This is a genomic window from Bacillus sp. AFS040349 (genome assembly GCF_002577655.1).
GTDB lineage: Bacteria > Bacillota > Bacilli > Bacillales > Bacillaceae > Metabacillus.
The window spans coordinates 1-22,627 of record NZ_NUMC01000031.1 but is presented as its reverse complement, the minus strand read 5'-3'; the positions used below and the strand labels follow the sequence as shown (position 1 = coordinate 22,627).

Annotated in this window: 21 protein-coding genes and 1 other annotated feature; all 21 genes read right to left on the bottom strand. The window is 35.7% G+C overall.

Annotated features, from left to right (window positions below):
• Nucleotide 1: 1 nt before the first annotated feature.
• The 21 genes from COD11_RS07925 to spoIIGA all read right to left on the bottom strand — a co-directional run bounded on the left by COD11_RS07925 (nucleotide 2) and on the right by spoIIGA (nucleotide 22,300).
• A complete protein-coding gene (locus COD11_RS07925; protein WP_098796226.1) occupies nucleotides 2–781 on the bottom strand; it encodes a dihydroorotate dehydrogenase electron transfer subunit in 780 nt (259 codons plus the stop codon).
• Entirely contained in the window at nucleotides 778–3,990 is a 3,213-nt protein-coding gene (gene carB, locus COD11_RS07920; RefSeq protein WP_098796225.1) for a carbamoyl-phosphate synthase large subunit, read from the bottom strand. The genes COD11_RS07925 and carB overlap by 4 nt, the downstream gene beginning before the upstream one ends.
• Entirely contained in the window at nucleotides 3,990–5,078 is a 1,089-nt protein-coding gene (locus COD11_RS07915; protein ID WP_098796224.1) for a carbamoyl phosphate synthase small subunit, read from the bottom strand. Before COD11_RS07915 ends, carB begins: the two co-directional genes overlap by 1 nt.
• Nucleotides 5,075–6,361: a dihydroorotase gene (locus tag COD11_RS07910; protein WP_098796223.1), complete on the bottom strand. Its 1,287-nt coding sequence runs from the start codon at nucleotides 6,359–6,361 to the stop codon at nucleotides 5,075–5,077. The genes COD11_RS07915 and COD11_RS07910 overlap by 4 nt, the downstream gene beginning before the upstream one ends.
• A complete protein-coding gene (locus COD11_RS07905; protein ID WP_098796222.1) occupies nucleotides 6,345–7,262 on the bottom strand; it encodes an aspartate carbamoyltransferase catalytic subunit in 918 nt (305 codons plus the stop codon). The genes COD11_RS07910 and COD11_RS07905 overlap by 17 nt, the downstream gene beginning before the upstream one ends.
• Before the next feature lie 175 nt (nucleotides 7,263–7,437).
• Nucleotides 7,438–8,718, bottom strand: a complete 1,281-nt coding sequence (locus tag COD11_RS07900) for a solute carrier family 23 protein (RefSeq protein ID WP_098796221.1) — start codon at nucleotides 8,716–8,718, stop codon at nucleotides 7,438–7,440.
• Nucleotides 8,719–8,974: 256 nt separating this feature from the next.
• Entirely contained in the window at nucleotides 8,975–9,517 is a 543-nt protein-coding gene (gene pyrR, locus COD11_RS07895) for a bifunctional pyr operon transcriptional regulator/uracil phosphoribosyltransferase PyrR (RefSeq protein WP_098796220.1), read from the bottom strand.
• Between the two features lie 219 nt (nucleotides 9,518–9,736).
• A complete protein-coding gene (locus tag COD11_RS07890; protein WP_098796219.1) occupies nucleotides 9,737–10,651 on the bottom strand; it encodes an RluA family pseudouridine synthase in 915 nt (304 codons plus the stop codon).
• Nucleotides 10,652–11,119 carry a signal peptidase II gene (gene lspA, locus COD11_RS07885; protein ID WP_098796218.1) on the bottom strand — a complete coding sequence of 156 codons (468 nt, stop codon included), beginning with the start codon at nucleotides 11,117–11,119 and terminating at the stop codon, nucleotides 10,652–10,654.
• Nucleotides 11,120–11,291: 172 nt separating this feature from the next.
• On the bottom strand, nucleotides 11,292–11,615 hold the full coding sequence (locus COD11_RS07880; protein ID WP_098796373.1) for a TraR/DksA family transcriptional regulator: 324 nt from the start codon (nucleotides 11,613–11,615) through the stop codon (nucleotides 11,292–11,294).
• A gap of 355 nt (nucleotides 11,616–11,970) precedes the next feature.
• Nucleotides 11,971–14,733: an isoleucine--tRNA ligase gene (ileS, locus tag COD11_RS07875; RefSeq protein WP_098796217.1), complete on the bottom strand. Its 2,763-nt coding sequence runs from the start codon at nucleotides 14,731–14,733 to the stop codon at nucleotides 11,971–11,973.
• A gap of 111 nt (nucleotides 14,734–14,844) precedes the next feature.
• Nucleotides 14,845–15,077: a binding site (T-box leader), on the bottom strand.
• A gap of 75 nt (nucleotides 15,078–15,152) precedes the next feature.
• A complete protein-coding gene (locus tag COD11_RS07870) occupies nucleotides 15,153–15,659 on the bottom strand; it encodes a DivIVA domain-containing protein (RefSeq protein ID WP_098796216.1) in 507 nt (168 codons plus the stop codon).
• 138 nt (nucleotides 15,660–15,797) lie between these two features.
• A complete protein-coding gene (locus COD11_RS07865) occupies nucleotides 15,798–16,574 on the bottom strand; it encodes a YlmH family RNA-binding protein (RefSeq protein ID WP_098796215.1) in 777 nt (258 codons plus the stop codon).
• A gap of 58 nt (nucleotides 16,575–16,632) precedes the next feature.
• A complete protein-coding gene (locus COD11_RS07860; RefSeq protein WP_098796214.1) occupies nucleotides 16,633–16,896 on the bottom strand; it encodes a YggT family protein in 264 nt (87 codons plus the stop codon).
• A 6-nt stretch (nucleotides 16,897–16,902) separates the two neighbouring features.
• Complete coding sequence (locus tag COD11_RS07855) at nucleotides 16,903–17,361, bottom strand: cell division protein SepF (protein WP_141549661.1); 459 nt, start codon at nucleotides 17,359–17,361, stop codon at nucleotides 16,903–16,905.
• A gap of 1 nt (nucleotide 17,362) precedes the next feature.
• A complete protein-coding gene (locus tag COD11_RS07850) occupies nucleotides 17,363–18,049 on the bottom strand; it encodes a YggS family pyridoxal phosphate-dependent enzyme (RefSeq protein ID WP_098796213.1) in 687 nt (228 codons plus the stop codon).
• A 2-nt stretch (nucleotides 18,050–18,051) separates the two neighbouring features.
• Nucleotides 18,052–18,888: a peptidoglycan editing factor PgeF gene (gene pgeF, locus COD11_RS07845; protein WP_098796212.1), complete on the bottom strand. Its 837-nt coding sequence runs from the start codon at nucleotides 18,886–18,888 to the stop codon at nucleotides 18,052–18,054.
• Nucleotides 18,889–18,982: 94 nt separating this feature from the next.
• Nucleotides 18,983–19,252: a YlmC/YmxH family sporulation protein gene (locus COD11_RS07840; protein ID WP_098796211.1), complete on the bottom strand. Its 270-nt coding sequence runs from the start codon at nucleotides 19,250–19,252 to the stop codon at nucleotides 18,983–18,985.
• A 256-nt stretch (nucleotides 19,253–19,508) separates the two neighbouring features.
• Complete coding sequence (gene sigG, locus COD11_RS07835; RefSeq protein WP_098796210.1) at nucleotides 19,509–20,288, bottom strand: RNA polymerase sporulation sigma factor SigG; 780 nt, start codon at nucleotides 20,286–20,288, stop codon at nucleotides 19,509–19,511.
• A gap of 141 nt (nucleotides 20,289–20,429) precedes the next feature.
• Nucleotides 20,430–21,149 (bottom strand): RNA polymerase sporulation sigma factor SigE, encoded by a 720-nt coding sequence (gene sigE, locus COD11_RS07830; RefSeq protein WP_098796209.1) that lies wholly within the window; start codon nucleotides 21,147–21,149, stop codon nucleotides 20,430–20,432.
• A gap of 218 nt (nucleotides 21,150–21,367) precedes the next feature.
• A complete protein-coding gene (gene spoIIGA / locus COD11_RS07825; RefSeq protein WP_098796208.1) occupies nucleotides 21,368–22,300 on the bottom strand; it encodes a sigma-E processing peptidase SpoIIGA in 933 nt (310 codons plus the stop codon).
• Nucleotides 22,301–22,627 lie beyond the last annotated feature (327 nt).

Here is a 22,627-nt window from a genome sequence, read left to right as displayed (position 1 = left end):
GTTATAAAACCACCTCTCCAGCCTTAAACACAGGCCCATCACTACATACTTTTTTATAACTTGTTCCAGTAGGGTCATCTCCTGTATGACAAACACATGCAAAACAAGCTCCAACTCCACAGCCCATTCTTTCTTCTAATGATAGAAACAAAGGTTTCTGTCCATGAAGCTTTTCTAGTGCTCTTAACATTGGTGTTGGACCACAAGTAAACATTGTATCAAACTGCAGGTTGTGATCTTTAATGGCATCTGTAACAAATCCTTTATATCCATAAGATCCATCATCCGTTGTTATAATTGTTGTTCCAAGTTTAGCAAACTCTTCTTCTAAAAAGACAGCATTATTTGTTTGAAACCCTAATACATGCTGCACCTTTACACCCTTTGCAACTAATTGCCTTGATAGTTCAAGTAAAGGAGGAACACCTATTCCTCCACCAACTAACAAAGCTATCTGTCCACTTTCAACTGAATCAATTGGAAATCCATTCCCTAATGGTCCTAAAACATCCACTACGTTTTCAACGACCTTTTTAGAAAGGAGCTGAGTACCAGCCCCTTCTGCTCTATATATCATTGTGAATTGCTTTTTATCTTTATTAATTTCAGAAATGCTAATCGGTCTTCTTAATAGAGGTGTGCTACCCTCAGACACCTTTAAATGAACAAACTGACCTGGGTTACCCATCTCTAAAACAAGTTCACCTTGTAGTGTTAGCTGAAAAATATGTTCTGCAATTTTTTCGTGTTTTGTCACGACCATTAGTTCTTTTTTTATCACGTTAAGCTCACCTCTAGCTGCTTGTTGATCTTTGGCATCGTATCTGTAGAGAATGTCATCGACTCTAGTACACGTAAAATCGCAACTGCTGTATCTAATGAAGTTAAACAAGGAATTCCATTTTCTACTGATTCACGGCGAATTTTAAATCCGTCTCTCGCTGGCTGTTTTCCTTTTGTTAACGTATTGATCACAAACTGTGCTTCACCTTTACGAATAACATCTAATAAATTCGGTTCAGACGCACCAATTTTATTAACAACTTTCGCCGGAATATTGTAGGTTCTTAAATAATCTGCGGTTCCACTTGTCGCAAGAATTTGATATCCAATTTGGTGGAATCTTCTAGCAATCTCTAAACCTTCTTCTTTATCTTTATCCGCTACTGTTAATAAAACTGATCCATGGTTTTTAATCTGAATTCCAGATGCAACAAGTGCTTTATAAAGAGCTTTCTCAAGAGTAATGTCTTTACCCATTACTTCTCCTGTTGATTTCATCTCAGGTCCTAATGTGATGTCCACTCGGCGTAACTTAGCGAATGAGAAGACAGGAGCTTTTACATACACACCTGCACTTTCTGGATGTAATCCTGTTTCATAGCCAAGTTCCTCAAGTTTTGCACCAAGTATTACTTTTGTTGCTAAATTAGCCATCGGTACTCCGGTAATTTTGCTTAAAAATGGTACCGTACGGCTTGAGCGAGGATTTACTTCTAGTACGTAAATCGCTCCTTTTGATAATACGAATTGGATATTTAGCAATCCAATAATATTTAACCCTTTAGCAAGTTTAATTGTGTAGTCAATAATACTATTTTTAATTTCTTCAGATAAAGATTGCGGCGGGTATACAGCAATTGAATCTCCTGAGTGAACACCTGCACGTTCAATATGCTCCATAATTCCAGGTATAAGAACTGTTTCTCCATCAGAAATTGCATCAACTTCAATTTCTTTACCTGTTAGATATTTATCAATCAATACAGGATGTTGCGGATTTATTTTTACAGCATTATTCATATAGTGTAAAAGCTCAGCCTCTTGGTAAACAATTTCCATTGCACGTCCACCTAGTACATAAGATGGTCTTACTAATACTGGATAACCAATGTTTTCTGCAATTTTCACAGCCTGGTCTACAGAAGTAGCTGTTTTTCCATGTGGTTGAGGAATTCCAAGAGTAGCTAAAGTATGTTCAAATTTATCACGATCTTCCGCACGATCTAAATCTTCCAAAGATGTTCCAAGTATTTTTACACCTCGAGCTTGTAACTCATCCGCTAGATTAATAGCTGTTTGACCACCGAATTGAACAACAACACCCTTTGGTTTTTCTAAATCGATGATATGCATAACATCTTCAATTGTTAATGGTTCAAAATAAAGCTTGTCAGAAATACTGAAATCTGTTGAAACAGTTTCAGGATTGTTATTTACAATGATCGCTTCATACCCTGCTTCTTTAATTGCCCATACAGAGTGAACCGTTGCATAATCGAACTCAACACCTTGACCAATTCGGATTGGACCTGAGCCTAAAACAACAACACTTTCACGCTCAGTTACAATTGATTCGTTTTCGTCTTCATATGATCCATAGAAGTATGGTGTTGCAGATTCAAATTCCGCTGCACATGTATCAACCATTTTATAAACTGGGATAATATTTGCTTGTTTTCTTAATTCATAAACTTCACGATCATTTGTATTCCAAAGCTTAGCAATCTCAGAATCTGCAAAGCCCATTTCTTTAGCTGTTTGTAATGTTGTTAATTCATAAGGGTTTTCTTGAAGATTTTTTTCAAATGCAATAATTTTTTCAATCTTCATTAAGAAAAATAAGTCAATTTGGCTCCACTCATGAATGGTTTCTTTCGTAACACCTCTTCTAAGAGCTTCAGCGATATAAAATAGGCGCTCATCACCAGCTTTACGGATACGCTTTTCAATTAGTTCGTCTGTGAATTGTTCAGCATCTTTTAAACGAAGATAATCTACATCAGACTCGAGTGAACGAACTGCTTTTAAGAGTGATTCCTCAAGTGTACGACCGATCGCCATAACCTCACCAGTTGCTTTCATTTGAGTTCCTAAACGGCGGTTTGCAGACTCAAACTTATCAAAAGGCCAGCGTGGGATCTTTGATACGATATAATCTAATGCTGGCTCAAAGCATGCATATGTTCTCCCTGTAACAGGGTTTTTCATTTCATCTAGTGTTAAACCAACAGCAATTTTCGCTGCTAATTTAGCGATTGGATATCCAGTTGCTTTAGAAGCTAACGCAGATGACCTACTTACACGTGGGTTAACCTCAATAATGTAGTATTTAAAGCTGTCTGGATCAAGTGCTAGCTGAACATTACAGCCACCTTCAATTTTCAATGCACGGATAATCTTTAATGATACGTTTCGCAGCATTTGATATTCACGGTCACTTAACGTTTGACTTGGTGCAAAAACGATTGAGTCACCTGTATGAACACCTACTGGATCAAAGTTTTCCATGTTACAAACAACAATGGCATGGTCATTTGAGTCACGCATTACCTCATATTCAATTTCTTTAAATCCAGCAATACTTTTTTCAAGAAGACATTGTGTTACAGGGCTGTTTTTTAATCCACTTGTAACAATTTCGATAAGATCTTCTTCATTTTCACAAATACCTCCACCAGTTCCACCTAATGTATAGGCAGGTCTTACGATAACTGGATATCCGATTTGATTAACAAACGCAAAAGCTTCATCTAAGTTATGGATAATTTCACTTTCAGGTACAGGCTCATTTAATTCATTCATTAATCTTCTGAATAAATCACGATCTTCTGCTTGTTGGATTGCGGAAAGCTTAGTACCTAAAATTTCCACTCCACATTCATCAAGTACACCTGATTCTGCTAATTGAACGGCCATGTTAAGACCCGTTTGCCCTCCTAAAGTTGGAACAAGGGCATCTGGACGTTCTTTACGAATAATGTTGCTTAAAAATTCAACCGTAAGAGGCTCGATATATACTTTATCTGCAATTTCTGTATCCGTCATAATTGTTGCTGGGTTTGAGTTAACAAGAACTACTTCATATCCTTCTTCTTTTAATGCGATACATGCTTGTGTTCCAGCATAATCAAACTCTGCTGCTTGACCAATGACGATTGGACCTGAACCGATAACAAGAATTTTATTGATGTCTGTACGTTTTGGCATTATAGAACCCCTTCTTTCTTATTAGCTTCATTCATCAAGTTTATAAATTGATCAAATAATCCGTTCGCGTCCTCAGGGCCTGGTGAAGCCTCTGGATGGTATTGAACTGTGAATGCAGGTGCTTGTTTATGTTTGAGACCTTCTACTGTTCCATCATTTAATGCAACATGTGTTACTTCTAAATCTGTATCCTTAATTGAATCTTCTCTAACTGTATATCCATGGTTTTGTGAAGTAATATCAACTTTCCCTGTGCTTAATTCTTTTACCGGGTGGTTTGACCCACGATGACCGAATTTCATTTTTTCTGAATCTGCACCACAAGCTAAGGCAAATAATTGGTGACCTAAACAAATTCCGAATAATGGAACTTTACCAAGAATTCCTTTGATCATTTCAATTGCTTCTGGTACATCTTTTGGATCTCCTGGACCATTTGATAGCATAATACCATCTGGTTTAAGTTGTAGTACTTCCTCGGCTGTTACATTATGAGGTACAACAACAATGTCACAGTTACGTTTATTTAATTCTCTTAAAATACCATGCTTCATTCCAAAATCAACTAACACTACACGATGTCCTCTGCCTGGGCTTGGATAGGCTGTTTTTGTTGAAACAGCTTGTACTTGATCTGTAGGAAGTTGCGTTCCTTTTAGCTTACTAATTACTTCTTCTGGATTTGCATCTGCTGAGCAAATTGCTCCTTTTAATGTACCGTGCATACGAATAATTCTTGTAAGCTTACGAGTATCAATGCCTGAGATTCCAGGAATGTTTTTCATTTTAAAATACTCATCAATTGTATATTCACTTCTCCAGTTAGAAGGATAGTCACAGAATTCCTTTACAACAAATCCGTTTATAAATGGCGTAATTGTTTCGAAATCATCTCTGTTAATGCCATAGTTCCCGATTAAAGGATACGTTAAAGTGACGATTTGTCCACAATATGATGGATCTGAAAGGATTTCTTGGTACCCTGTCATCCCTGTGTTAAATACTACTTCTCCAAAATTTTCCTTATCACTTCCAAATGCTTCACCCAAAAATACTGTTCCATCTTCTAAGATTAGTTGTCTTTTCATACTGTGATGCCTCCCTTTTCCCATATAATGTTTCCATCTACGATTGTTGTGGTTGGCCAACCTTTGCAAGTCCAGCCTGTGAATGGTGTATTTTTGCCTTTTGATAAAAATTCACTTGGGTTAATTGATGATTCTGTTTCCAAATCTACCACTGTAATATCAGCAGCAGCTCCAACTTCAAGCACTCCTCCAGATAATCCAAATGCTTTTGCAGGTTGAATTGTCAAGAAGTCTACAAGTTGCTTTAGTGTAAATTTCTTCGTTAGTACGAAATGTGTATAAAGTAGTGGAAATGCTGTTTCTAATCCCACAATTCCAAATGGTGCTAACTGCATGCCTTCTGCTTTTTCTTCTGCTGCATGTGGTGCATGGTCTGTTGCAATAAAGTCAATTGTTCCATCTAATAATCCTTCTATTAAAGCTTCTTGATCTGCTTTTCCTCTTAAAGGAGGGTTCATTTTAAAATTCGGATCAAGGCCAGGAATATCTTCTTCACATAATAATAAGTGATGTGGTGTTACTTCAGCTGTTACGTTTATTCCGGCACGTTTTGCATCTCTTACTACACGTACAGACTCTTTTGTACTGATATGACACACATGATAGTGGCAGCCTGCAGCTTCCGCTAGAAGGATATCCCTCGCGATATGTACAGACTCACATACAGAAGGAATCCCATTAATACCATGTTTTTTAGAAAATTCACCTTCATGTACTGAACCTTTGTTAATTAATGTATTTTCTTCGCAGTGTGCCACAATTGCTGCACCGATCGAAGCTGCCTGTTTCATTGCTTCTAACATTTTGCCAGCAGATTGTACACCAACACCATCATCCGTGAAGGCAAATGCACCTGCGTTTTTTAATCCTTGGAAGTCTGTTAATTCTTCACCTAACTGTCTTGTTGTAATCGAAGCATATGGAAGAACTTTTACAACCCCAGTTTCTTTAATTCGATTTTGCAACCATTCCATTTGCTCTTTGGTGTCAGGAACTGGGCGAGTATTTGGCATTGGAGCTATTGTTGTAAATCCGCCTTTTGCTGCACTCTGTGTACCTGTTTCGATTGTTTCTTTGTGCTCGCCACCTGGCTCTCTTAGATGGACGTGAAGGTCAATAAAACCTGCTGAAACCAACTTTCCATCAACTGAAATGATTTCACATCCGTCTGTAGAAAGATTTTCTCCAATCTCAAGTATCTCTCCGTCTTCCACCTTCACATCAGACTTTTTCAACTCACCAAGCTCATCTAAAATTAATCCATTTTTAAGAATAAATAGCATGTTTCATTACCTCCTGATTTTGCTCAATTTGTTGTAAAGCTCTCTTTAAAACAGCCATTCTAGCAAAAACACCATTTTCCATTTGTTTAAATATTCTAGAACGTTCGCATTCTATTAAATCACCATTAATTTCAACACCACGATTTACTGGAGCTGGATGCATGATAATGGCATGTTGTTTCATTTGTTTTTCTCTTTCTTTTGTTAAACCATATTGCTGTAGATAATCTTGTGCTGATGCTTTTTCTTCGTGTCGCTCATGCTGTATTCTAAGAAGCATCACAACATCTGACTGTTGGATTGCTTCGTCAACTTCGACATATTCTCCATATGTGTTTAATGGATCTTGCCATTTAGCAGGTCCAGAAAATAACACCCTTGCTCCAAGCCTTGTTAATACTTCCGCATTTGACCTTGCAACACGACTGTGTCGAATATCACCATGTATTGATATTGTCAAATCTTTAAACTGTCCAAACTCTTGTTTAATTGTTAGTAAATCAAGTAATGATTGTGTAGGGTGATGACCACAACCATCTCCTGCATTAATCACTGGTATTGATACCTTTCCGACCAAATCATCAAAAAAGTGATCTTGTTGATGCCTAATGACTACTGCATTTGCCCCAATTGACTCAAGAGTTTTAACCGTATCATATAAAGTTTCACCTTTTTGCACACTAGAATGTTCTGCTGTAAAATTTAAGACTTGAAGCCCTAACTTCTTTTCAGCTACTTCAAAGCTGAATCTTGTTCTTGTACTTGGCTCAAAAAACAAATTTGAGACAAACACTGTATCTAGAGCCTTCCAACCTTGCCCTGATTTATACTGCTCTGCATCCTCTAAGATGGCGTGAATTTCTTCATTTGTAAGCTGGTTCATAGTTAATAGATTTGACATGCCCAACCACTCCTATAATCTTGTTTTAATAAGTCTCTTTTTATAGAAAAACACCCTGATTTACTAAATCAGGGTGTTTGAAGGTAGAGCAAATGAAGGTATAGAAATACCTTTGTTTGCCTTACACCCTTTTAAGCCTCTCTGGACTTTTCATTAAAAGATCTAAGCCATTTTCTTATGCCGTTTCATTATTAATTGATTCGTCCTTATCATAAGGTAGAACTAAATTTAATACAATACCAATTATTGCTGCTAATGCCATCCCATGAAGGTCGAAATTTCCAATCTTAAGCGTTGCTTCTCCAATTCCAATTACTAATATAACAGATGCTATAATTAAGTTGCGTTTATTTCCAAGATCAAGTTTGCTGTCTATCATCATACGTAATCCAGATGATGCGATGATACCAAATAGTAGAATGGATACTCCACCCATAACAGGTGTCGGGATTGAACTGATAAATGCTGATATCTTTCCAATAAATCCAAACAAAATGGCTAGTACTGCGGCTCCTGCAATAACAAACACACTATAAACTCTTGTAATTGCCAGAACACCAATGTTTTCTCCATATGTTGTGTTCGGTGGTCCCCCGATTAAAGCAGCAATCATTGTAGCTACACCATCTCCTAAAATCGAACGATGTAAGCCTGGTTTTTCAATATAATCTCTTCCAACAACTTTCCCTAAAACTAGTTGGTGTCCAATATGTTCTGAGATTGTTACGACAACTACAGGTACCATAAGTAATACAATATCAAGTGTGATTGATGGAGTGTAGTTTACAAAAGGTATAACAAAGTTTGGTACTTGAATCCAGTTTGCTGCTATTACGCTTGAAAAATCAATAATTCCAATCGCTAGTGAGTAGAAATAGCCGCCTGCTATTCCAATAAGTACTGGTATTAAGTTGAAAAATCCTTTTAGAAAGATTGAACATAAAATTGTGATTAACAATGTTACCAACGCAACCGAGAAATGTTTTAAGCTATAATCGCCGGCAGGGTTATTTGTCGCCATACCTACCGCAGTTGCTGCTAATCCCAATCCAATAACGATAATGACAGGTCCTACAACTACTGGCGGAAGTATTTTCATTATCCATTTATGACCAGTCCCTTTAATAAGTAAAGCAATAATTCCGTATACAAGACCAGCTAAGAAGCTCCCTACCATCGCAGCTCCAACACCTGCTGTTGATTTTGCCACAATAATTGGCGTAATGAATGCGAAGGACGATCCTAAATACGCTGGTACCTGACCTTTTGTAATGAGTAAAAATGCAATAGTTCCTAATCCACTTGAGATAAGTGCTACAGCTGGGTCTAGCTCCACTAAAAATGGTACTAGAATTGTTGCGCCAAACATGGCAAACAAATGTTGAAAGCTAAGTGCAAGCCAGGTCATTGGTTTTGGTGTATCTTTTACATCTAAAACAATTTGATCTTCTTTCATGTTATGTCCTCCAATATGCATCATTCTTGTTAGTTATAATGTGTGAAAGAATCGTAATTTTATTATAATAGCGGTAATCTTTGAATTGTGTTTCCGACCATTCACTCAAGTAACGCTTTTTATGTCCATAAAAAAACCTCTTTGCTTAATCCTAAGGCAAAGAGGTACAAAGAGGCCAGCAATCATTATTCTAATGACCACCTTCCAATGTGCGCCCCTTTGCAGCCTCTCTGGACTGTTCTTAAAAGGGTTTTATTTAATTTTCGTGAATAGTTACTTGGTCTTTTTTATCAGCTTCATTTAATTCAACGACAATTTTTTCTGAGCTCGATGTTGGAATGTTTTTCCCTACATAATCTGCTCTTATCGGAAGTTCACGGTGTCCTCTGTCAACTAATACAGCTAGTTGTATATTTGCAGGTCTTCCAATATCAACAAGTGCATCCATCGCAGCTCTAACAGTTCTGCCAGTATATAGTACATCGTCAACCAAAATCACTTTTTGATTTGTTACATCTACAGGGATATCAGAACCTTTTACAAGCGGTTCTAGGTCTTCTGTTTTCTTCGTAAGATCATCACGATATAGTGTTATATCCAGTTCACCAATTGCGATTTTTTTACCTTCTATTTGTTCAATTCGTTCGGCAAGTCGATTGGCGAGGTAAATCCCTCTTGTTTTAATGCCAACTAAAATGCTGTCTTCAATTCCCTTGTTTCTCTCAATAATTTCATGAGCAATTCTTGTTAAAGCACGACGAATTGCTTGTTCATCTAATAAAACTGCTTTTTGAGACATTTTATAATCTCCTTTCGTTTCTCCACATGTAGAAATTCAAAATATAACCTTGAAAAACGAAAAACCCTCTCACCGATTTTATGAGAGGGTTAACGAAGACATAGCTAGACTAAGCCAATATAGACTATGGTCTTTATCCGTTTTCCTTCTCAGCCTCACGGGACTGTGTTAAAGGTTCTTATTAAGTTAATTACATTATGACAAACATGTAGAAATGTGTCAACGATTATTTTTAATACTATTTAATACTTCTTCAAATTCATTAGGTAATGGCGCTTCAAACTCAAGATATTCTTTAGTCCGAGGGTGTTCAAACCCTAGGATACCTGCATGAAGTGCTTGTCCATTTATGTCTAGTGTTTTTTTCGGCCCGTATTTCGGATCACCAACTAACGGAAAGCCTATATACTTCATATGGACACGAATTTGATGGGTTCTTCCAGTTTCAAGCTGACATTCGATATACGTAAAGTTATCAAATCTCTCTAACACATGAAAATGTGTGACTGCTTCTTTACTGCTAACATTTGTTACCGTCATACTCTGACGATCTGTTTTATCACGGCCAATTGGTGCATTGATTGTTCCATGATCATGTTGAATGCTGCCATGTACAATTGCTTTATAACGTCTTGTTACCGTTTTGTCGACAAGCTGCTGAACTAAAGATTCATGTGCCATATCGTTTTTAGCAACCATTAATAATCCGGAAGTGTCTTTGTCAATTCGATGGACTATTCCCGGCCTTAAAACGCCATTGATCCCTGAAAGATCCTTGCAATGTGCCATTAAACCGTTAACAAGGGTACCATTCATATGACCAGGTGCTGGATGAACAACCATTCCTTTTGGTTTATTAACAACTAACACATCTTGATCCTCATAATATATATCAAGATCCATTTCTTCGGCTACTACATCAAGAGGTTCTGGGTCAGGTATTTCTAAAACTACTTTATCATCCACTTGACATTTGTAATTCGTCTTAATGGTCTTTTCATTTACCTTCACAAAACCATCTTTTATCCAAATTTGAACTTGAGTTCTTGACCATTCTTCGTTTGAAGTAGACAAAAACTTATCAATTCGTTCGTTTTTATGCTCTTCACTAACTTGTAATTCAACGATGTCCATTTATGCTTGCTCCTTCTCTTGTTTCCCTTCAAAAAACAACATATGAATAAATAATAAAGCTACCCCAATACAAAGAGCAGAATCTGCTATATTGAAAATTGGGAAGTCATAAGAAAAAATGTATGTATTAATAAAATCGACAACTTCTTTCCGAAATAAACGGTCAATGAAATTACCAATTGCACCACCTAGCATAAAGCCAAGCGCCACACCCATTACCTTATTATTCTTTGTATGTTTTTGAATATAAAAAATTAACCCTACTATAACAACAGCCGTTATAATATAGAAAAACCACATTTGCCCTTCCAAAATTCCCCAAGCTGCTCCGCGATTCCGATGGGATGTAATGTAGAAGAAATTTTCTATTACAGTAATATTCTCACCAATTTGCATGTTTTTTACGATTAACCACTTCGTGACTTGGTCAATTAAAATAATTACAGCAGCAATTATGTAATAATACACGTTCTTCCCCCAACTTTCTAATTTCTATTTTCGGGTTTATCCTAAGAAATTGTACCATAATCAGAACAAAAGCGTAAGTTATTAGGAGAAGTATAGCTTGTATAAAACAATTTATTAATTATTACAGCCCAAATTAAAAAGTAATTTGGGCTGTTGCAAAAATCAATGATGGTCAGAAATCACTGCCTGTGATATAAGTTTCTTCATGAGTATAGTCGTGTTGAGGGAGAGATTTTCGTTCAAATAATTCTTGAAAAAAGAAATCGTATTTTGTTCTTGCTGTTGGGAGTATCCTTAATTTTTCAAAAGGAATTTCTTCACCGGTATCTTCACAATACCCGTAAAGTCCTTTTTCAATTTTCATTAAGGCACGTTCTACATCTTGAAGTTCCTCTTTAATATGATGCATTAATGTATGACTTTTATTGTAATCTTCGTCTAAAGTCATATCAAACAAACTGTGATTGAATAATCTAGCTCGCAGTTCTTCTCTCATCAATTGTAATTCGTAACGAATACCAGAAAATTTATTCAAGATGGACAACTCCTTATCCTTCTCATGATGTTAACATTAGTTTTGCCCGAAAAATCCATTGCTCACCCTGATAAGAATTTTCCTGTGATTGTAATGGCTGCTAACTTTGTTAACTTTCTTTCCATTTGTCTGAATGAGTATTTTTTACCCATGAATTTACTCTTTAAAACCTTTTTCTGTGAAATTGGGCTTTATACTTCCGGATATAGTCTGTAGACTATACTTTTTAGGATTTGACATAGTTATGTACAAAAGAAAAAGAGCCTATTCTTTAATAGGCAATTAACACATTAAAGAAATAGGCTCTTATTAAATCTTAATAATGATCCTTAACAATTGAAGCACATCGCTGACATAGTGTTGGATGTTCTTCAACTTGACCAACTTCTGGTGTAACGATCCAACAACGATCACATGTTTTACCTTCTGCTGGTGTTATCACAATTTTCACTGTATCAAAGACCTGAGCATTTTCAGGTGCATTGTCAAAATCCCCAGCAATAGTAAAGCCTGAAACGATAAATAATTGCTTTAAGTCTTCATCAACTGAATCAAGTAATGCTTTTGACTCCGCATTTGGATAAAGAGCAATACTTGCTGTTAACGACTTTCCGATTACTTTCTCATTACGAGCCACTTCTAATGCTTTTAAAACATCATCACGCAATGTCATAAATGCATCCCATTTTTTCTCAAGTTCATCTGATTTTTCATATTCTTTTACTTCCGGCATGTCAACAAGCTGCACACTCTCTTCTGTTACAGAATCAATATGCTCCCAAACTTCATCGGCAGTGTGCGGAAGAATTGGTGTTACTAATTTAACAAGTGATAATAATGTTTCGTGTAGTACAGTTTGAATCGCACGACGTTCCTGATTTTCTTTTGACTCAATATAAAGTACATCTTTTGCAAAATCTAAATAGAATGAGCTTAATTCAATCGTACAGAAATTATGAACAGCATGATAAATCGCAGCAAATTCATATTGTTCATAAGCTTCTTTTACTCGTTTTGTTAGCTTATTTAGTTTTACAAGCATATATCGATCTACATCTCTAAGGTTCTCTAAGCTAACCGAATCAGTTGCTGGGTTAAAATCACTTAAGTTACCCAGAAGGAAACGGAATGTATTACGAATTTTACGGTAAACCTCAGCAACTTGCTTTAAAATTGCGTCAGAAACACGAACATCTGCTTGATAATCAACTGAAGCAACCCATAGACGAAGAATATCTCCACCTAATTGGTTCATAACTTTAGCAGGTACAACAGTGTTTCCTAAAGATTTACTCATTTTTCGACCTTCACCATCAAGAGCAAAACCATGACTTAGGACACCTTTATATGGAGCTTTGCCAGTCACAGCAACTGCTGTTGATAAAGAAGAGTTAAACCAACCACGATACTGGTCAGATCCTTCTAAATACAAGTCTGCTGGTCTTTGAAGATCTTCTCTTTCTAAAAGTACCGCTTGGTGGGAAGATCCTGAATCAAACCAAACATCCATAATATCATTTTCTTTTGTAAACTTACCGTTAGGGCTTCCTTTATGTGAAAAACCATCTGGTAAAAGGTCTTTTGCTTCGCGTTCGAACCAAATATTAGAACCATGATCACGGAATAAGTTTGACACATGCTCAATTGTTTCATCCGTAATGATTGGTTCACCATTTTCTGCGTAAAACACAGGAATCGGGACACCCCAAGCACGTTGACGGGAAATACACCAATCTCCACGATCACGAACCATGTTGTAAAGACGAGTTTCCCCCCATGCCGGGACCCATTTTGTATCATTAACAGCTTTTAAAAGATCTTCACGAAAATCTTTTATTGATGCAAACCATTGTGCAGTAGCACGGAATATTGTTGGCTTTTTCGTTCTCCAATCATGTGGATAAGAGTGTGTAATAAATTGAAGCTTCAGTAATGCGCCCACTTCTTGAAGTTTTTCAGTGATTGGCTTATTTGCTTCATCATAGAAAAGCCCTTCAAACCCTGGTGCTTCTTTTGTCATATATCCTTTTTCATCAACTGGACATAATACATCTAGTCCGTATTGCTGTCCAACAATAAAGTCATCTTCTCCATGACCTGGAGCAGTGTGAACACAACCTGTTCCTCCATCACTTGTAACATGCTCACCTAGCATAACAAGTGATTCTCGGTCATAAATTGGGTGTTTTGCCGTTACACGGTCTAATTCAATACCTTTTAACTTACGGTCAACTTCATAACTTTCCCAACCAATAGTTGTTGCAACAGATTCAACTAGTTCAGACGCAACAACATACTTTTCACCATTAGCAGCTACAACACTATATTCTAACTCTGGATGTACTGAAATTCCTAAATTTGCTGGCATTGTCCAAGGAGTTGTTGTCCAGATGATAATTTTCTCATCATGAGATAATACGCCTTTTCCATCTTTTACAGGGAAGGCAACATAAATCGATGGAGAGCGTTTATCTTGATATTCAATTTCTGCTTCAGCGAGTGCTGATTCACTTGATGGTGACCAGTATACAGGTTTTAACCCTTTATAAATATAGCCTTTTTTCGCCATCTCACCAAAAACTTTAATTTGTTGTGCTTCATATTCAGGCTTCAAGGTTACATATGGGTTTTCCCAATCCCCACGAACCCCTAAGCGTTTAAACTGCTCACGTTGACCATTAATTTGTTCCCAAGCGTATTCCTCACAAAGCTTACGAAATTCAGCAACAGACATCTCTTTTCTTTTTACTTTCTTATTTTTTGTAAGAGCTGTCTCAATTGGTAAACCATGTGTATCCCAACCCGGAACATATGGTGCACAATACCCACTCGTAGATTTAAAACGCACAATAAAATCTTTTAAGATTTTATTTAATGCATGCCCCATATGAATGTCTCCATTTGCATATGGAGGTCCATCATGTAAAACAAACAGTGGACGATCTTTTGTTCGTTCTTGTACCATTTCGTAGATATTCATCTTATCCCATTTTTCTTGCATTAACGGCTCTCTGTTAGGTAGGTTTCCACGCATTGGAAACTCAGTTTTCGGCATCAGAAGGGTATCTTTGTATTCCATCACTAATTCCTCCAGTTATTTTAATAGCTCTTTTTTCATTAAATTGTTGATCAAAATAAGTAAATGTTTTAAAAATTCTATCTAATACAACACAAAAAACCTTCTCATCCCAAAAGGGACGAGAAGGTTTTCTCGCGGTACCACCCTACTAGATTAAATACACTACTTTAATCCACTCTAGTATTCGTAACGTGAATATATACGCCACAGCTTACTAATGGTAACATGTTCAGCCTGGAACTCAAGGGTGATGTTCATCTTTTATCTTTATGTCGAGCTTACACCATCCTCGATTCGCTAATATAAAGAAAATAAAAGACTACTGTCCCTATCACAGTTATATTTAGTATTTGTATTATTAGAGCAAAAACATATCTATGTTTTCGTATTATATGCGATTGAAATTAAAAAAGTCAAGTTTAACTTTTGGATTCTTCTGTTTCTCCAAAAATAGGCTCAACCTCATATTCTAATAAATGATCCCAATCATCATTTTTAAGCAGGTCAAGTTGTGCCTCTATAAGCATTTGGAAACGAGTTCTGAATACTTTTGATTGTTTTTTTAGCTCTTCAATTTCCATAGCAATTTTTCTTGATTTAGATAAGGATTCATTAATAATTCGATCCGCGTTTTTCTCAGCCTCTTTAATAATCAGCTTTGATTCTTTCTGAGCATTCCGCTTCACTTCTTCCGCTGCTTCTTGTGCTATAATGATCGATTTATTCAACGTTTCTTCAATATTAGTAAAGTGACCTAGTTTCTCTGTTAGTTCTGTAACACGAGATTCAAGCTCTTTCTTTTCTCTGATAATCATTTCATAATCTTTGATAACCTGATCTAAAAACTCGTTAACTTCATCTTCATCATATCCACGAAACCCTTTATTAAATTCCTTATTATGGATATCTAACGGTGTTAAAGGCACGGGTGCCACCTCCAATATGTAGTGAAATAGTTAATCCTTGTCAACATTATAAATCATATTTCGACAGGTTTGTTGAAATTCCTGTTTTTTCTTAAAATAATTTTATGTTTCAATCTTTTCTAAACTATTTCGGGTCATTTATTTTTGTTTATGAATGATAACTCTAAATCGGTCTTTTTTTGTTTTTCCTTCCATTGAAACTAGTTTACTCCTTCCAAAACCTCTGACTGAGAGAGTATCCCCTTCCCGGCATTCAAATGAGACCGAGTCTACTGTTTTCCAGTTCACTTTTACGAGTCCATTTGTAATTAACGGTTGAATCTTTTGTCGTGAAATAGTATAAATAGCTGAACAAACCACATCTAGTCTAAGAGAAGATACCGTTGTTACTATTTCCTGTACATCTTCAACATGAGGAATAAGTTTTTCTACATTCATTTCTTTGAGAGTAACTTTGGCTCGGCCAATCTCATGGAAATTAGCACGCAAATAATCGGCAATTTCACTTGCACACACAAATTGAACAACTTCTTCGTAAAATCGTATATCTCCGAATTTAGATCTCTTTAGACCTAAACTCATTAAAGAACCTAATACTTGTCTATGCTGTAAAGAAACAAATTTACTTGCATAATGAATTTCAAAAAGTGTTAACTGAAAATCCTCTTCAAGTGGCTGACAATAATCCGGATAAATAAAAGCTCTTTTTCTTTCGGTATCCTGAACACCACCAGAAAACATCACCTTTATATCCAGATTTTCACCTATTACTGATGCTACAATCTCTTGCTCGCGTGGATCTAAAAAATCAGTAAGCTTTGGGCTATATTGATTTAAAACAGTATCCTTCCACTCTAAAACTTGATCAATAAATTGTTTCTCTTCATTGCGAAAATGTTGATATATATGATCCATAACCCAACTCCAATATATTTCTTTACATAAATGAAAAAGAGGGACTAATTATAGTCCCTTAGCCAATCATTCTGAAGATCGAAGCAATTCCATACTGAGCAAATCGTAGAGCTAAAATTGCAACAATCGGTGAAATATCAATCATACCAAGTGGTGGAATAAATTTTCGGAAGGGCTCTAAGTATGGTTCACAAATTTTTGCTAAAAATTGCCCAAATCCTGATTCCCTTGCCCCTGGAAACCAAGAAAGTAATATGTAAACAATTAACGCATACGAATAAAAAGTAATTAATGTAGAGAGTAAACTAAATAATATACCCATGTTTGTCTACCACCTTTGATGATCATCTTCTGTTACTAATTCAGATATGGAGCCTGAAACATCAACATTATCAGGAGTACATAAAAAAATGTTCATTCCAATTCGCTGAATATCTCCACCAATTGCGTATACCGTACCACTCAAAAAATCAACAATTCTTTTCGCCTGATCTCTTTGTATACTTTGAAGATTAACAACCACCGCACGGCGATTCTTCAAATGATCTGCAACTTCTTGAGCTTCAGCATACACTCTTGGTTCACTTAAAACAACTTTAGAGGATTTTTGAATACTTTGCAAACTCACCACATTTTGCTTTGCTGGTTGAGATGGATGTTTAGCTGCCAAGGGTTGTTGTTGCTGTTGAGTTGTTTCAAACTCTTCATCATATCCCTCATTTTCATCATATTCATATTCTTCATCTTCTAATGCAAAAAAACTTTTAAATCTATTTTTGATTGACATCTTATACACCTCCAATTTCATTTCCAACGAGAGAAGTGCCAATTCTAATAAAAGTAGCACCTTCTTCAATCGCTATTTCATAATCATTAGACATACCCATTGATAATTCCATACAAGGCGCCGATAGGAGTTGTAATGCTTGTACATCTTGCTGAAGCTGTTTTAATCGTTTAAAACAGCCTCGAATAACATCATGGTCTTCAGTTAATGGTGCCATTGTCATTAATCCAATAATAATAATGTTAGGATACTCTGATAATGCTTGAATAAATTTTAAAACATCTTCTGGTGAACAGCCATGCTTAGCTTCTTCGCCGGAAACATTAACTTGAACAAAGCATTTAATAGGTTTTTGAGCACGCTTATCAATTTCTTTTGCTAATGAAAGACGATCTAACGAATGAATATAGTCAACTTTATTGATGATATTCCTCACCTTACGTGTTTGCAATGAACCGATAAAGTGCCAAATAGGACCTTCTCCTATATTTTCTATTTTTTCAATAAGACCTTCATCTCTGTTTTCTCCTAGATGTTTAACTCCAGCATCAAGGGCTTCCTTAGCACGTTGAACACTTACATACTTTGTTACAGCAACTACATGAACTTCATCTGCATTTCTACCTATTCGTTCACATGTTTTTTCAATTGTACTACGTATATTACGGTAATTTTCCTGCACGTTCATTTCTACAGGTGAGCCTCCTCATTTATTCCAATAAAGCTTAACATCCTACCTGTTTTTCCTTTGTCACGACGATGAGAAAAAAACAGTCCACTTTCACAACTTGTACATAAATCGGATGTTATAATATTTTCATCCGGTATACCCGCACTAAAAAGATAGTATTTATTAAGTAGAGGAAGGTTTAATTTGTATTGCCCCTCTGATACAGTGTTATAAGGCAATGGGTAATCTTTTAAAATATTCTTATCTATAGAGGATATCACTTTTTCGTCAACAATATAACAACAATCATTAATTGCGGGACCAATAGCTACTTTAATATCCTTTAGGTTTACTCCCTCGTCTTTATTCCACTTTATGATCATTTCACCAGCAATATTCTTTACTGTCCCTTTCCAGCCAGCATGAGCAAGACCAATTAAAGAATGTTCGGGAGCAATAAAGTATAAAGGCACACAATCTGCAAAACACAGAGATAACATGATTCCCTTTTCAGACGTGTAAATCCCGTCAGATGCAGTTAATCCATCTGTATATACACTTATTCCCTTTCCTTTGCTCTCTTTTGTCACTTTCTTTATAACATTGGAATGAACTTGTTCTGCAAAAACCCAGTTATCTAATGAAAATCCTAAAGCCTTTGCAAGTTGATCTCTGTTCTTTATAACAATTTCGGTTTGGTCGTTAACGTGAAGACCCAGGTTTAAAGAGGAAAATCCTTCAACACTATTACCACCGTTTTTAGTTGTAAACCCAACTGAAAGACCCTTTATTAAACCATCCCAGGGACTGACTGACAAATACATTTTATCTTCTAACTGAAAAGAGTTTGCTGTCATCATTGTTTCAACCTTTTATATTCGACATTAATTCGGTTCTAACGCTCTTTATTTTACCACATATTACCCGTTACGTTTAGCTTTCATTGACAATTTATTCATCTTGAGGCTCAATTTGTCGATTCATTCTCACTAAAATAACATCTTCCCCTATTTTTACTATATTTCGCCATGGAATGACGAATTCCTCGTCTTTTCCAAAAAAACCAAGCATTCTTCCTTGACCATTTATAATAATGGCTTGAATTTTTCCTGTTGTAACATTAATATCAAAATCTCCAATGTTACCCATCTTTTTTCCATCAGAAACATTAACAACATCTTTTGTTTGGAACTCGGATATATTCATTAACTTTACCCCCATTATTCAAATTCATTATCTATTAAATCATTCCTGTTTACATTTATAAGAAATCCCCTATTACATATCTATGTAGCTTATAGCATAAACTATTCAATTCGTTCAGATTTTTTTATGTCATACTTAAAATAGGTATACTACTGCTTGTTGCTGAAGTGATGGCTTAGATTCCTGAAGTGTAGTGAAGAAGTGGTAAGGACTTTACAGAATGAGCTGGGTAACAACTTACAAAATAAAAAGACTACTCAAAAGAGCAGCCTTAATTTTGGATATTTTTATTCATTTGTTTAATTGCAGCTTTTTCTAGACGAGAAACTTGTGCTTGAGAAATCCCTATTTCTTCTGCGACTTCCATTTGAGTTTTACCTTGGAAAAATCTCTTGCGTAGAATTAGCTTTTCTCGACTGTTAAGGCGTCTCATACCTTCTTTTAATGCTAATTCTTCAATCCACTGAATATCGCGATTTTTTTCATCACTTAACTGATCCATGACAAAAATTGGGTCTCCCCCATCATTGTAAATAGGCTCAAAAAGTGAAACCGGGTCTTGAATAGCATCAAGTGCAAATACAATTTCCTCATGTGGGACATCAAGTACTTTTGATATTTCCTCTGCGGTTGGCTCCCGGGAGGTCTCACTCATTAAACGTTCTCTTACTTGTAGTGCTTTGTAAGCGATGTCTCTTAAAGAACGGGAGACACGGATTGGGTTATTATCTCTTAAGTATCTTCGGATTTCTCCGATAATCATTGGTACAGCATATGTTGAAAATTTGACGTTCTGGCCTAAGTCAAAATTATCGATTGATTTCATTAATCCTATACAGCCAACTTGAAACAAATCGTCAACAAATTCTCCTCGGTTGTTAAATCGCTGGATTACACTAAGTACCAATCTTAAGTTGCCATTTACCAGCTCTTCTCTTGCTGATATGTCTCCGTTTTGCATTCGCTTAAATAGCTCTCTCATTTTCTCATTCTTAAGAACTGGAAGTTTAGAGGTATCTACTCCACAAATTTCAACTTTATTTCTTGTCACATCTTTCCCTCCTAACAGGAGTTGCTGTACAGTGTTAAGTATCTCCTGGACAGGAAAAAATATGCACAAGCTTTCAAGTTAAAGGGAGTAGAAACCGTCTAAATAATTGATATAAAAGGACTTTTTACTGAAAAAAATTTTTTAGACCATTTTATTAAATTCTTTTTGCAGCCTTTTAATAATACGCTTCTCAAGCCTGGAGATATAGGATTGAGATATGCCTAACATATCTGCCACATCCTTTTGAGTCTTTTCTTCACCACCAAGCAATCCAAATCTTAATTCCATAATTTGTTTTTCTCGGTCATTTAATTGATGTAGTGCTTTTAAAAGTAATTTTCTGTCTACATTTGCTTCAAGATCCTTTGTAATAATGTCATCTTCTGTACCTAAAACATCTGATAATAGTAACTCATTACCATCCCAATCAATATTTAAGGGTTCATCAAAAGAAACCTCTGAGCGTAATTTGTTATTTCTTCGTAAATACATGAGTATTTCATTTTCTATACATCTTGAAGCATATGTAGCTAATTTTATTTTCTTTTCCGGGTTAAATGTATTAACTGCCTTAATCAAGCCAATCGTACCAATACTGATTAAATCTTCTATATTTATTCCTGTATTTTCAAATTTACGTGCAATATAAACAACCAATCGTAAATTTCGTTCAATTAAAATTGATCGAGCGGCTTGATCACCTGAAGGTAGTTTTTGTAGCAAAACTTCTTCTTCATCTTTAGAAAGAGGTGGTGGTAATGCTTCACTTCCACCAATGTAGTATACCTCATCAGATTTAATCCCTAGTTTAATTAATAACTTATACCATAAGTATGTTAGCTGTAACTTTAATTTTTTCATTTTCCTCCCCCTTCTAAAATATGACAGTTGCGTTTTTCTCCCCTGATCTCTTCCTTAAATTCATTATTTTAACAAATTGGCTTAATGCCAAATCCAAATGACGTGAGCCATATTCTCCTACTATCAACCATTAAACCTTTTACGTTCTGATAGTATAAAAAATCTTATACCTGGCGTAATAAATAAATGGAACCGGAGTAAGATAGAAGTAGGTAATTTTACGAAACATTTTGGATAGATGGGCCTTGAAGCATTTTCGGATGAACGATACATTGATATTCATCTTCTGAAGACAGAGCAGTTCGATTTAAACCAACAATTGTCTTTTGCACCTTAATTTTTTCACTATTTGTTTCTATCCACACTTCATCTGGCTTAAATCCTAATAAAAACTGATTCTCTTTTCCTACCACACGATAAGGTATAATCCGAACTCGATGCTCCCATTCGTGACCTTCTTGTTGATCGTCAGTCATTGCCTTCATCACATCATCTTGCAGCGCATGGTGAACGAGTTGTTCAGGAATATAGTCCTTAACTTTCTGTGTATCTAAAATCATAACAGGACTACGAGTAATCGGATCAAACAGTTGATTTCCACTATCAACCAGCCCCTTTAAGGTCATTTGAGTTGAATCTACCTTTATCTTAACAGTCACCAATTGTTCGTAATGTATTTTTTTTGCTTCAAAGCCTTCTAAACTATTCCTTGCAAACATCCACAAAACCGGAAATCCAATAAGTACAAATAACCAGCTGATTGGGTGTCCAAAGCCAGTTGAATTAGTCATTAAGATTCCGTCTAAATAAGTGATTTCTGCCTGTAAAAAATAATGAACACCGATCATTCCACCACCTACTAGAAAAGTGACAAAATAAAAGGTGAAAAGGCCATGAAAAAAATAGCGAAATCGTTTAAACCCAAATGCCAACAAGACCATTAAAATAGAGATACTCATTTTTCCAAGAGGATGTGTAGAGATAAATGCTAAAGGGCTAAACATCATAATAACGATACTTGAGCCTAATAGTGCTGCAAGAATAATTCTTATTTTCATTATTTTCCTTTTCAATGCAATGGCTGTTAAAACAAGTAGAAACAAATCAAAGGAAAAGTTTAAGAGCCAAATAACGTCTAAATAAATAGACATCTGTTACTCCTTTCCCTTCTGTTTTAATAATAGTCCTTTCTACTCTGACTCTGTCTTATATTACAATTCAAAGCTTTTGGACCTGTTGCATTAAGTATAAATCCTAAGAAATAGGAAGTCTGTCATTTAGTGCCGATAGAACGTAAGAATTTTTGAAAGATTATTAGAATTTTTGTCGACTAAATTATAAGAGTCATAGTCAAAGTTCGAAAACAATTAGTAGAAATAGAGATACTTGAAGAAAAATATGAGGAAAATCAAACTTAATTGACTAGTTCTAGGTTTCTAGTACATCTTTTATCATTCAAAATAAAACAATTATGATCT